10 protein-coding genes are annotated in these 12,251 nt (G+C 70.9%); 4 read left to right on the top strand and 6 right to left on the bottom strand.

The window, feature by feature from the left end; all coding sequences use genetic code 11:
* Positions 1 to 3 precede the first annotated feature (3 nt).
* Positions 4 to 423 (top strand): cobalamin B12-binding domain-containing protein, encoded by a 420-nt coding sequence (locus tag ATK36_RS05730; RefSeq protein ID WP_211291794.1) that lies wholly within the window; start codon positions 4 to 6, stop codon positions 421 to 423.
* 90 nt (positions 424 to 513) lie between these two features.
* Here ATK36_RS05730 and ATK36_RS05725 read toward each other — a convergent pair whose 3' ends face one another.
* From ATK36_RS05725 to ATK36_RS05715, 3 genes are all read right to left on the bottom strand, one after another.
* A complete protein-coding gene (locus tag ATK36_RS05725; RefSeq protein WP_211291793.1) occupies positions 514 to 1,452 on the bottom strand; it encodes a GntR family transcriptional regulator in 939 nt (312 codons plus the stop codon).
* Positions 1,453 to 1,611: 159 nt separating this feature from the next.
* On the bottom strand, positions 1,612 to 3,606 hold the full coding sequence (locus ATK36_RS05720) for a S9 family peptidase (RefSeq protein WP_098510138.1): 1,995 nt from the start codon (positions 3,604 to 3,606) through the stop codon (positions 1,612 to 1,614).
* 475 nt (positions 3,607 to 4,081) lie between these two features.
* On the bottom strand, positions 4,082 to 5,746 hold the full coding sequence (locus ATK36_RS05715) for a DUF885 domain-containing protein (RefSeq protein ID WP_098510137.1): 1,665 nt from the start codon (positions 5,744 to 5,746) through the stop codon (positions 4,082 to 4,084).
* Between the two features lie 182 nt (positions 5,747 to 5,928).
* Between ATK36_RS05715 and ATK36_RS05710 the strand changes: the two genes are divergently transcribed.
* The gene (locus ATK36_RS05710; RefSeq protein WP_098510136.1) at positions 5,929 to 7,389 is read left to right on the top strand and encodes an alpha/beta hydrolase; all 1,461 of its coding nucleotides are present in this window, start codon (positions 5,929 to 5,931) and stop codon (positions 7,387 to 7,389) included.
* A 27-nt stretch (positions 7,390 to 7,416) separates the two neighbouring features.
* Here the strand turns inward: ATK36_RS05710 and ATK36_RS05705 are convergent, their stop codons facing one another.
* Positions 7,417 to 8,091, bottom strand: a complete 675-nt coding sequence (locus ATK36_RS05705; RefSeq protein WP_098510135.1) for a response regulator — start codon at positions 8,089 to 8,091, stop codon at positions 7,417 to 7,419.
* Positions 8,088 to 9,248, bottom strand: a complete 1,161-nt coding sequence (locus tag ATK36_RS05700; RefSeq protein ID WP_245914353.1) for a sensor histidine kinase — start codon at positions 9,246 to 9,248, stop codon at positions 8,088 to 8,090. The genes ATK36_RS05705 and ATK36_RS05700 overlap by 4 nt, the downstream gene beginning before the upstream one ends.
* A gap of 641 nt (positions 9,249 to 9,889) precedes the next feature.
* Here ATK36_RS05700 and ATK36_RS05695 point away from each other — a divergent pair.
* Positions 9,890 to 10,312 (top strand): SRPBCC family protein, encoded by a 423-nt coding sequence (locus ATK36_RS05695; RefSeq protein WP_098510134.1) that lies wholly within the window; start codon positions 9,890 to 9,892, stop codon positions 10,310 to 10,312.
* A 54-nt stretch (positions 10,313 to 10,366) separates the two neighbouring features.
* On the opposite strand, the gene ATK36_RS05690 is transcribed toward ATK36_RS05695, so the two are convergent.
* Positions 10,367 to 10,957, bottom strand: a complete 591-nt coding sequence (locus tag ATK36_RS05690) for a TetR/AcrR family transcriptional regulator (protein ID WP_098510133.1) — start codon at positions 10,955 to 10,957, stop codon at positions 10,367 to 10,369.
* Positions 10,958 to 11,066: 109 nt separating this feature from the next.
* Between ATK36_RS05690 and ATK36_RS05685 the strand changes: the two genes are divergently transcribed.
* Entirely contained in the window at positions 11,067 to 12,185 is a 1,119-nt protein-coding gene (locus ATK36_RS05685) for an FAD-dependent oxidoreductase (RefSeq protein WP_098510132.1), read from the top strand.
* The last annotated feature ends 66 nt before the right edge of the window (positions 12,186 to 12,251 follow it).

Here is a 12,251-nt window from a genome sequence, read left to right as displayed (position 1 = left end):
GACATGAAGTCACCGGTGAACCGGCAGGCCCCGATCAAGGTCGTGATCGCCAAGCCCGGCCTGGACGGCCATGACCGCGGGGCGAAGGTGGTCGCGCGGGCGTTGCGCGACTCCGGGATGGAAGTGGTCTATACCGGCATCTACCAGACCCCGGAGTCCATTCTGCGGGCCGTGGTGCAGGAGGACGCGGACGTGCTCGGCTTGTCCAGCCTGTCCGGCGCGCACCTGGAGTACGCGAAGGAGCTGTGCCAGCTGTTGCGCGACAACGGCCGGGACGACGTGCTGTTCCTGGTCGGTGGCACGGTGCCGCCGGAGGACGCGGACACCCTGCGCGGCTACGGCGTGCACGAGGTCTTCGGCCCCGGCACCCCGACCTCGGCGCTGGTCGAGTTCATCACCTCGAACGCCAACCAGGGCCGCTGACCCCGCCCGTGCCCCGCAAAGCTGTGAAGGGGCCCTTCACGGACTCAGAGTCCGTGAAGGGCCCCTTCACGGACCGCGGGTGCGAGGGGGTCAGGAAGCGGCGAGGCGGTCGGGGGTTTCGCGCTTGGCGGCCTGCATGTCGCGTACCACCTCGTTGACCATCCGGATCGACGCGGTGTCGAGGACGTTGCCGAACTCGATCACCTCGATCCGGCCTTCGAGCCGTTCCTTGATTTCGGGCACCTCGTTCGGCACGACCACCAGGTCGATGCCGGCCAGATCGCGGTCGGTCACGCCTTCGAGCACGCGGACGTTCTCGATGCCGGAGTCCAGCAGGGAATCCCGGACGGTGACGGCCTGCTCGTCGGTGCGGTACCAGATGCCGACCGTGCCGGTGCGGGCCGCGGCGGCGATCCGCACCAGGGTCTGCACGTGCGGGGCGACCACGATGGCCACCACCTCGGCCGGCTGCCGGCGCATCAGCGTGCGCACCTCGGCGAGGTGGAAGAAGGTGGTCAGCACCAGGTCGGCGGGCTCCTCGGCGGCGGTGAACTCGCCCAGCACCAGCGGCGTGACCCGCATCCCTATGTGCTGCTCCAGCTCGCTGGCGAAGTACTTCGCCCGGTCGGAATTGCACTCGACGAAGGAGATCTTCAGCTGGTCGTCCTCGGCGCGCAGCGCGAGGTTGAGCACCAGGGACTGGATCTCCACCGCGGACATGCCCAGCTCGACGCATTCGCGGATGGCGCCCTGCAGCACCTCGCGGGCCTTGCCGCGCTCCGGCGTGCCCTCCGGCTCGGCGGCCGGGCCGACCACGATCGTGCCGCTGCGCCCGCGCCCCTCGACCAGTCCGAGCTCGGCCAGCTCGGCATAGGCGTGCGCCACCGTGTTGCGGTTGATGCGCAGGTTGTCGGCCAGCATCCGGGCACTGGGCAGGGCCTGGCCGGGGGCGAGATCGCCGGCCTCGATCATGAACGACAGCTGGGTGACGATCTGCCGGTAGATCGGCACATCCGAACGGCTGCTCACCTGAAGCTTGTCGACCACTGCCCTGCTTCCCTCTGTGTGTGCTTCGCGACTGTGCTTCCGGACCTTGGCGGAAAGACCCCTGAAGGAAAAAAATACACCATCAGGCCCGGTCGAGCTTACGTCCCATCATCTGGGCCATATCGAGCCCAGCTCGGGAGGTCACGGCGTGCTGCCGGGGACCGGGAATCCGAGGTGCCGGGAGAACCAGCCGAGAATGCGCTCGGCCACGTCGAGCACGTGCTCGCGTTCGGTCATTCCGTGCCCGGCACCCTTGTAGGTGACGAATTCCGTTTCGCAGCCCACCGCGGCGAGGGCCTGGTAGAACTCCTGCGCCTGGGTCACCGGGCAGGCGAGGTCGGCGTCGCCGTGCAGCAGCAGGGTCGGCGTGCGGCACTTCGCGGCGTGGAACACCGGGGAGCGGTCCAGATACGGACCGGACGGGTCGTAGGGGGTGCCGTCGAGGTAGATCTCGTCGAACCGGCCGAGGTTCGAGGTGTGGTGGAAGCTCAGCCAGTCGGTGATGCCGGAGATCGGGATCGCCGCGGCGAACCGGTCGCTGCACGCGGCCGCCCAGGCGGACATGAACCCGCCGTAGGAGATGCCGACGATCCCGGCCCGCGCCGGGTCGGCGATCCCGGCCGCGGCCAGCGAGTCGACCCCGGATTCCAGATCGCGCAGGTCGCCGCCGCCCATGTCGCCGAGGTTGGCGGCCATGAACTCCCGGCCGCGGCCGGTCGAGCCGCGCGGGTTGGGCAGCAGCACCGCGCAGCCGGCCTGGGCCAGCAGGATCCCGTCGCCACGGTGTGCACCCGCGGCGAACACCGAGGTCGTGGCGTTGGTGGGACCGCCGTGCGGCACCACGACGAGCGGCAGGGGAGTCTCGTACCCGCTTTCGGGCAGGAGCAGGATCCCCTCGATCTCGACGCCGTCGGAGGACTTCCACTTGTGCACGCTCTCGCGGACCTTCGCCCGTCCGGCGAGCGCGGTGTTGAGGCTGGTGAGCGCACGCCAGTGCGGCGGCTCGCCGGACCGCTGACCGAGTTGCCGGAGTTCGGGCGGCTCGTTGTGCGCCTGGAATCCGGCGACGATCGTGGTGCCGTCGAGACTGCAGGTGGCGGCGGTCAGGTAGGTGCGGCCGAGGGTGCCCAGGCCGCGCCAGCGCTGGTCGAGCTGCCAGCCGGTCTCCGCCGGGCGGAAGAATCCGCAGGCGGTCTCGACGGAGGCGACGCCGACCCAGAAGAGCCGGCCGTCGGCGGTCCAGCGCACCCGGGTCAGGTCGGCCTCGTGCTCGGGCCGGGTGACCGTTCCGGTGTCCAGGTCGAGGATGGTCAGCGAGCCGGCCAGCAGGGCGCGGTCGCTCTGCGGTGCCTCCAGGAACGCGATCGAGCGCCCGTCCGGGGAGACCGCGGGGGACTGCAGCTGCCAGGACGGGGTGTAGACGATCTTGGCGGTCGCGTCCGCCAGGTCGATGGTCGCGAGTTCCGCGTCGTACCAGCCGCTTTCGGTCGGATCGGCGGACACCACCGCGGCCAGCGGGCCCTGCCCGGCCCAGCCGATCTCCCAGACCGTCCGGTCGTCCGGGCTGACCTGCCGCACGGTGCCCGAGGGCAGCCGCACCCAGTGCACGCGCCGCCGGACGGTGGCCGGCCTGCGCACGAGGAACGAGGCGCCGGCCTCCTCCGGCGGGACGAACCGGGTGCCGCCGCGGATGTTGCCGGCGTCGGACCCCTCGTCGGCGGTCAGCACCACCAGCCCCGACTCGTCGGCCGCCCACACGATGTCCTCGACGACGCCGGGCACCGCGTCGATCTTCCACGGCTCGTTCGTGCCGTGCGCGTCCAGCGGCGCGATGTAGAGCCGCCACAGCCCCGGCTGCTCCCGGTCCGAGGCGAAGGCGAGGAACCGCCCGCTCGGCGAGATGCGGGGTGCCTGGTCGGCTCCGGCGCCGGAGGTGACCGGCGCGGCCGGTTCGTCCCCGCGGGCCAGCCAGATCGCCGACCGGGCTGGCTCCCCACGCTCTGGTGCCGGCCCCTGCACCACGCACGCCCGCAGCAGCCCGTCCCGGGAGACCTGCGGATCGGTGACGGACCGCAGGGCCGCGAGATCGGCCGGGGTCAGCGGTCCGGACGGGGCGCCGGGCTCGGGGTGGGCCATGGAATCCTCCACAGGTCGTCGGACGGCCAGGCAGGGCCGAGGCGCCAACTTTGGCCTAGCTAGGTAGACCAATAGGTCGATCCCGGCCCCCTGTCGGCACAAGTTTAAGGCATAATCCAGCAAGGTGGCGCTGAGATATTTAACCAAACCGCTAGGCGTTGACAGCCCTCAGGGTCAGTCAATATTTACGGCCTGTCAAACTAGGCCAATTGCCGGTACGGCGCGTGCCGGATGGTGCTGCGCACCGGGCAGAGCGAACGAGACCTCCGTGCGCGCGAGTGCGGGCACCGCAGGACCGTGAGCACCACCAGGACCACCGCGCCGAAGGCCGGAGGAGAGGTCCGTGCCGGGTATCCCGAGACCCGGCCGCGCCGGGTGTGGAGGTCTGTGAAGGGGCCCTTCACGGACTCTGAGTCTGTGAAGGGCCCCTTCACAGACCTGAAACCGGTCCGGCGCCGGGTCCGCGCCTCGGCGTTCAGCTTGCGGTGCGCTCGATCCAGCGGTCCACCACGGAGTTCAGCACCGTCATCGGCAGCGCGCCCTGGGAGTGGAGCACGTCGTGGAAGGCCCGGATGTCGAAGGCGGCGCCGAGCCGGTCGGTGGCACGCTTGCGGGCGCCCTCGATCTCCAGCCGCCCGATCATGTACCCCAGTGCCTGTCCCGGCCAGGAGATGTAGCGGTCGACCTCGTTGATGATGGTCCCCGGGGTCAGCGCGCTGTTGGCGAGCATGAAGTCGATCGCCTGCTGCCGGGTCCAGCCGCGGTGGTGCATTCCGGTGTCCACCACCAGCCGGCAGGCCCGCCAGGAGTCGAACGAGACCATCCCGAAGCGGGCCAGATCGCCGCTGTAGAGCCCCATCTCGTCGGCGAGCCGCTCGGAGTAGAGGCCCCAGCCCTCGCCGAAGGCGGGCAGGTAGAGGTAACGGCGGAACTCCGGCAGGTGGGTCAGCTCCTGGCTGAGCGCGAACTGCAGGTGGTGGCCGGGGACGCTCTCATGGAAGGAGAGCGTCTCGTACTCGTACCGCGTGCGGGTCTCCGGCCGGTAGGTGTTGACCTGGAACTGGCCTGGGCGGCTGCCGTCCCCGGCCGGCGGCACATACTGGCCGGGCACCGCGGTCGGGGCGAGCACCTCGTCGATCGGCGTGACCGTGCACGGGGTCCGGTAGACGCGGCCGAACCAGTCGCCCACCACGCTCTCCGCGCGGGCGAGCAACCCGCGGGTGTCGGCGAGGATCTGGTCGTCGGTCTCGTAGCGCAGGCCGGGGTCGTTGCGCAGCCGGTCGACGATGGTGTCGAAGTCGCCGGTGCCGAACACCTTCTTGCCCAGCGCGGCGTATTCGTCCCGCAGCTGGGCGCAGATGTCCAGGCCGAGCTGGTGGATTTCCTCCGGGTCGCGGTCGGTGGAGGTGTGCGCGGCGACCGCGCGGGCGTAGAGGGCCGGACCGTCGGGCAGGTGGAGAACGCCGCTGTCGTCGTCGGAGCGAGCCTTGTCCCGGACCGGGCCGGCCAGCGTTTCCAGCAGCGCCGCGATCGCCGGGCGCACGGAGTCCACGACCAGCGCGCGGGCCTCGCCCTCGATCCTGGTGCCGCGGACGGTCCGCACGATCGAATCGTCGTCCGGCGAGGTGGAGAGGTAGCCGGTGTACTGGTCGATGGCCTGGGTCAGCCCGCGCTGGGTGGGGACCTGACCGCTCGCCGCACCGGCCAGCGCCCGCTCGCCGACCTGGGCCAGGTATCCGGCCGAGCGCCGCAGCCGGGTCAGGTAGTCCTGTTCCTGCTGCGGGGTCTTGACCGCGGTGTTCGCCAGCGCGGTGAAGACCGCGGTGATCGGCGAGGTGTGCCCGGCCAGCGCGAACTCCGCGTGCCGGTCGGTCAGCGGGGACGCGGTCGAGTGCGCGGTGTGGATCAGCACGTCCCGGGTGATCTGGTCGTCCTCGGAGAGGGTGTCCGCCGGGATCGCCTCGGCCCGCCCGGCCAGCGCGAGCAGCCGGTCCGCGGCCGCCGCTTCGCCGTCCGCGCTCAGGTCGGGCACCTGGTCGTCGTAGCCGGGCAAGCCGAAGACCGAGGCGCTGAACGGATCGGCGGAACTGATGGCCTCGAGGAATTCGGCGGCGAGGGCGTCGATCGGGGACGGGCTCATGGGTGCTGCCTCCCTGGCGGTGGACGGGAAGGCTCGACTGTAACACCGCTCGAACCAGTGTAATAGGCCAAATTGCGGACCAGGAGACCGGGTTATTTCTGCCGGGAGAGCTACCGCGGCAGGCCGGATCTCTGTCTCGCGGCCGATGCCGGTGGGCCGGCGAGGTCGCTAATTTCGGCGGTATGAAAAGAGAACTGTGCGTCCTCGGCGGTGTCCTGCTCGCCGTCGTGCAGACGGTCTCGGCCGGCCCCGGGCAGAAGATCTCCTGGCACCACTGCGCCACCGACACGGCACTCGACGCGGTGGGCGCGCGATGCGGGGAGGTGCGGGTGCCGTTGAACTACGCGGAACCCGGTGGCCGGAAGATCACCGTGGCGCTGGCTCGGCGTCCGGCGTCCGATCCGGAGCGCCGGGCCGGGACCCTCGTGGTCGAGGAAGGCGGCCCCGGCCCGTCGCGGCAAGGGGTGGCGACGATGGTGCGGCAGGCACCCGAGATCGCCGCCCGCTACGACCTGGTGGGCATCGACCCGCGGTTCTTCGGCGGCAGCACGCCACTCGACTGTGGCTGGCCGACCGGGGAGTACGTCAGCCTGGCGCAAGCCGCGCCCGTGGACCGCGCCTCTTTCGACCGCACCATCTCGGCGGCGAAAGCACTGGCCGCGCGCTGCACGAGTCACCGGGATGTGTTGCCGTACGCGGGAACGCGATCCATCGCCCGTGATCTGGACGTGGTCCGCGCTGCGCTGGGGGAGGAGCGGATCTCGTATCTCGGCTGGTCGTACGGCACCTACTTGGGCGCCGTCTACACCCAGATGTTCCCGGACCGGACCGACCGCGTCGTGCTCGACAGCGCGATCGCGCCGAATGCGTACGGTCCCGCGCTGATCAGGGAAACGGCGTCCGCGGATGCCGCGGCGCTGCGAGACTGGGCAGCGTGGGCGTCCCACCACAATGGACAGTACGACCTCGGCGCGACGGCCACCGCGGTCGTGCGGACCGTACTGGACATCCAGCGTGCCGCCGCCCGCGGGCCGCTCGAAGTCGGCGAACACCGGATCACCGCCGACCGGATTCCCGGGCTGTTACTCACGTCCGACGACACCGATGAGTCTTACGCCGAACTCAGCGCACAGGTCCGCGTGCTCCGGGACGCGGCTCGCGGCCTGCCCGCCCGGCCGACGGCCGTCCAACAGGAAAAGCTGGCGCTCTACACCGATACCACGGTGACTCGGGACTTCTGGTTCAGCGCGTCGACGGCGAACGCCTGCGCGGACCGTGCCGCTTCGCGCGATCCGGAAACCTACTACGCCGACATCCGGGCACACGCGGCCACCGAACCGTTCTACGGCCCGCTCGCACGTCACCTCACCGCTTGCACGTTCTGGCCGGTCGCGCCGTCCGAACCACCGACCCGCATCGGCAACGATCGTTCGGTTCTCATCGTCGGCGCGACCGGTGATCCGGTCACTCCGTATCCCGGGCAGCAGGAACTGCATCGCGCGCTGCGTGGCTCCCGGATGGTCACGCTCGCCTCCTCGTTCCGGCACGGCGTGTATGGGTACGCGTCGTCCGCCTGCGTAACCGATGCGGTGGGTGAGTATCTGCTCGGCGGTGTGCTGCCTGCCGCTGATCGGTTGTGTTGAGTCGGTTTCGCTTGGTGACCACCATCGTCACCGGTCCGGCGTGCCCCGTTCGCCGGGCCGGACCACGCCCGATTCATACGCGAGCACAACGGCTTGCGCCCGGTCGCGGATGCCGAGCTTCGTCAGGACGTTGCTGACGTGGGTCTTGACCGTCCCCTCGGCGACGGTGAGCCGGGCCGCGATCTCCGCGTTCGACCGGCCGCCGCCGAGTTCGGCGAGGATCTCCCGTTCCCGGGCGGTCAGCGTGGCGACCGCGCGGACCGCGGATTCGTCGAGCGGCGGCGCCAGCCGGTTCAGCAGACGGCGGGTCGCGGAGGCGGCGAGCACGGCGTCGCCGTCGTGCACGGTGCGCAGCGCGCCGAGCAGCTGTTCCGGCGGGGCATCCTTGAGCAGGAATCCGGTCGCTCCGGCGCGGATCGCGGCCAGCACGTGCTCGTCGAGGTCGTAGGTGGTGAGGATGAGCACCTTCGGCGGGCCGGGCAGTGCGGTGATCCGCCGGGTCGCCTCGATACCGTCGAGGACCGGCATCCGCACGTCCATCAGTACCACGTCCGGCCGCAGCCGCGGCACCTGCTGGACGGCGTCCAGCCCGTCGCCCGCCTCGCCCGCGACGATCAGATCCGGTTGCGCGTCCAGCACCATCCGCAGTCCTGCACGGACCAGCGCCTGATCTTCGACCAGCAGCACCCGGATGCGGTTCATGGGGACACCGGGATACTGGCCCGCAGCACGGTTCCGCCGCCCGGGGCCGTCCCCAGCCGCACTTGCCCGCCATAGGCGGCGGCACGTTCGCGCATCCCGAGCAAGCCGTACCCACCGGTCGTTCTATTGGGGAGCCCGGGACCGGTGTCGCGCACCTCGATCTCCAGCCGTGCGCCGTCGGCGTGCACTGCGACCTCGGCCCGGGCGGACGGCCCGGCGTGCCTGCGCACGTTCGTCAGTCCTTCTTGGACGATCCGGTACGCGACCAGTCCGAGGCCCGGCGGGACCGGATCTTCCGGCGGACTGAAGGAGAACCGCACGTTCTGTCCACCGCTGCGGGCCTGTTCGATCAGCCCGGGCAAGTCCGCGAGTCCAGGCTGTGGGGTCGGTGAATCGGCCCAATCCGGGTCACGGAGCACGCCGAGGATCCGGCGGGTCTCGGCGAGTGCTTGCCGCGCGTGGTCGCCGATCGTGCCCAGCGCCCGCCCTGCGGTTTCGGGCGCCGACGCGAGGGCGTAGCGGCCGCCGTCCGCCTGGGCGATCACAATGGACAGAGTGTGCGCCACGACGTCGTGCATCTCCCGGGCGATCCGGTTGCGCTCGGCCAAAACCGCCCGCTCCGCCTGTGCGGCCGTCTCCGCCCGGCGCGCCCGATGCAGCGCCCCGAGCGTCCAGGCCGCGACGACCGTGCCTGCCAGGAAACCGCCGAGGAGCAGGTGCGCCCACCAGGGCGCGGGCACCAGCGGCCAGCTCACCCCGCCGAGCACCGCACCGGCCACCCCGGCCGCCAATGCCGCCCGCTGCGTCCACAGTGGACCGTAATACGCGCAGGCGTACACGGCCATCGGGACGGCCACGTCAGCCGGAACAGCGCCGACATCGTGCCCGACGAGCAGCCATTGCCCAAGCGCCAGCAGGAATGCCGCCCCCGCGCACCCCGCCGGACTGCGGCGGCGCACGACGAGCGGGAGCGGAAGCACCGCGGAGAAGATCAGAAACCCAGGCGGGGCCGCGAGTGCGAGACCCCAGGCGAGGCCACCCGCCGCAATGAGCCCGGCTATACCGGCGTCCACCAGGGACTGGTGCCCGCGCAACCAGCCGTATGCCCGTTCACCCAGCACGGAGTCACGGTAGCCGAACGGCGAGCGTCTGCGCATCAGCCGACGGGTGGACAAGCCCTATGCCGCGCGGCATACGGCTGGGATGGAGAAAGGCTGTGAAGGGTCCCTTCACGGACTCTGCGTCCGGGGTTCCGGCGAAGTTGGCCGGGGGCCCGGCGGCGGGCGATGCGGAGGTGTGTGCGACCACCTCGTGGCGTGCGCCGGCGCGGTTTCGGGTCCGTGAAGGGGCCCTTCACGGACTCAGAGTCTGTGAAGGGCCCCTTCACGGCCCTTCACGGACCTCCACACCGACTTTGCCGACACCCTGGCCAAAGCTGTGAAGGGACCCTTCACAGCTTTGCCCCCCGCGGGGCCGAGTCCGGAGGCGCGGGGGAGGCTCAGACCGCCCGCTTGACCATCACGGCGAGTTCGACCGCCTGGCCCTGGCCGTAGCTGGGGGCGATGCTGCCGACCGCTTCCCAGCCTTCCTAGCCGAGGCCGTTGAGGTCGCTCTCGATCTGGCTGTAGCCGAAGCCCTTCATCCGGAGCTTGTAGGTCAGCACCCGGTATTCCCCCTGCGCGGCCAAGGGCCGGCTACGTTCGATTGTCCTGTTCGGGCAGGACGATACCCACGCCGGCGTTGGCCCGCCTGCCGGGTCCGGACCGGGACCCGGTGGTATGGCGGCATACTGGCCGGAATGGAGTATCGGATCGAAATGCCGCTGACGGCCGGCGCCGAGCAGGCGTGGGACGTGCTGTCCGCGCTACCGGCGTGGCCGCGGTGGACGCCGACGGTCGAAGCGATCGAGACCGATCTGGAGCGGCCCGCCCAGGGGGCGGTGGTGCGGATCAAACAGCCCCGCCGGGCTGCGGTCCGGTACCTGATCGACCTTGTCGAGCCGGGCCGCCGCTTCCGGTGGGTCAGCGATCGCGGTGGGGTCCGGCAGGTCGCCGACCACATCGTCGTCCCGGCCGCCGACGGGTCGTGCACCGTGGTGCTCGGCTTCGCGATGACCGGGCCGTTCGGCCTGCTGCTCGGGGTGCTCGGGGCGGGCAAGATCCGCGCCATGGTGAATGCGGAGGCCGCGGCCTTGCGTGCCGCGCTTTCCCCTTCTGGCTGACCCGATTCCGCGGGAATCAGGCGGAACGAACCACCCCGGTCCACAATGGACGGATCATCGGGAGTCGCCGTGCGCGGCGTCCCAGCCGTGGGTCAGCAGGTCGAACATCGCGGTGATGGCAGCCGCCGGATCGGGCCGGCCGCGGGTGAGTGACGGGATCTCCAGCGCGAACCGGGCCAGCGCCAGACACGCCGGATCATCGTGGGCCGCACCGGTTTCGGCGGCGATCGTGGCGGCGAGGGTGTCGGTGTGGCGGGTCCACATGCGGTCGGCGTACGCGCGCAGGGCCGGGGTTGCCTCAGTCAGGGCGGTGAATTCCGCGTACCGCGGGTCCGCCGAGAGCGGCAGCCAGCTGGACAGCACGTGCGCGCGCAGGGCATCGGGGATGCCTTGCCCGGCAGGCCGGTCCCGCACCGCGGCGACGAGTGCCGCCTCCCGGTCCGAATCCTGGTCGAACACCAACGCTTCCTTGCCGCTGAAGTGTTTGAACACGGTCGTCGTCGACACGTCCGCGGCATCCGCGATGGCGCGGATGCTGACCTCGTCGTAGCCGTGCTCGAGGAACAGGTCGAGCGCCGCGTCGGCGATCGCCTGCCGGGTGGCGGCCTTCTTGCGTTCGCGGCGCCCGGGCGCGGAGGTGGTCACCCCGGCAGTCTAAACCGAAGGTGGCCCGAAGCAAAAAGTGTACTCATTGCACTTTGTGGTCGAGTCTGCTTTTCTGGTGAGGACACCCAGCGACGAAAGGGGAGCGTCCATGACCTCACCAGCACCACACCGGGCGAGAATCAGCATCGCCGGCGCCGGTCCGGCCGGGCTGACCTGCGCCCGGATCCTGCAACGGCACGGCATCGCGGTCACCGTGCACGACCGCGACCCCGGGCCGGACGCCCGCGATCAGGGCGGCACGCTCGACCTGCACCCCGACGACGGCCAGGTCGCCCTGCGTGCGGCCGGTCTGCTCGACGAGTTCCACGCGTTGTCCCGGCCCGAAGGGCAGGAGCTGCGCCAGCTCGACCCGAGCGGCGCCGGCCTCCTCTTCCACCACGTCCCCGAGCCGGACGAGAGAAGCAAACCCGAGATCGACCGCGGACAGCTGCGTGCGTTGCTGCTGCGTTCGCTGGAGCCCGGCACGGTGCAGTGGGGCCGACAGCTGGCGCACGTCGGCGGGCCCGTGGACGGGCCGCCGGTGCTGCACTTCGCGGACGGCACCACGGCCGAGGCGGATCTGGTGATCGGCGCCGACGGTGCCTTCTCCCGGGTGCGCCGGGCGGTGTCCCCGGCGGTGCCGGAGTACACCGGGGTGAGCTTCGTGGAGGCGTGGTTCTCCGGCGTGACCGACCGGCATCCGGAGATCGCCGAGCTGGTCGGCCAGGGCAGCGCCGCCGCGGCCGACGGCGAACGCGGGATGTTCGCCCAGCGCAACAGTGGCGACCACATCCGCGTCTACCTCATCCGGCGGACACCGGCGGACTGGATGTCCAGCACCGGGTTGCCCGCCGAAGGCATCCGGGAACTGCTGCTGGAAGAGTACGCACACTGGTCGCCCAGGCTGCTGCGGTTGATCACCGACAACGACGGCCCCTATGTCGATCGCCCGATCTTCGCTCTCCCGGTGCCGCACACCTGGGACCATCACCGGTCGGTGACCCTCCTGGGCGATGCGGCGCATCTGATGCCGCCACTCGGCGTCGGCGTCAACCTCGCCATGCTCGACGCCAGTGAACTCGCGCTCGCCCTGGCGAACGCCGCCACGGTCGAGGATGCGATCCGCGGCTACGAAAAAACGATGCTGCCACGCTCGATCGAAACGGCGGCCGCGCTCGAAGGCGCCGCCGCGGATCTGCTCGACGGCAGCGGGTACCCGGAGTCCTGAATCTCCCGCGTATTCCCGGTACCGAGGCCGCGCGAGGCGGTCTCAAAGGGACGGTCGGGGTGGCGA

It is taken from the genome of Amycolatopsis sulphurea (assembly GCF_002564045.1).
Taxonomy (GTDB): Bacteria; Actinomycetota; Actinomycetes; order Mycobacteriales; family Pseudonocardiaceae; genus Amycolatopsis; species Amycolatopsis sulphurea.
Note: the sequence above shows the minus strand (reverse complement) of the source record. Positions and strands in the feature narration are given on the sequence as shown.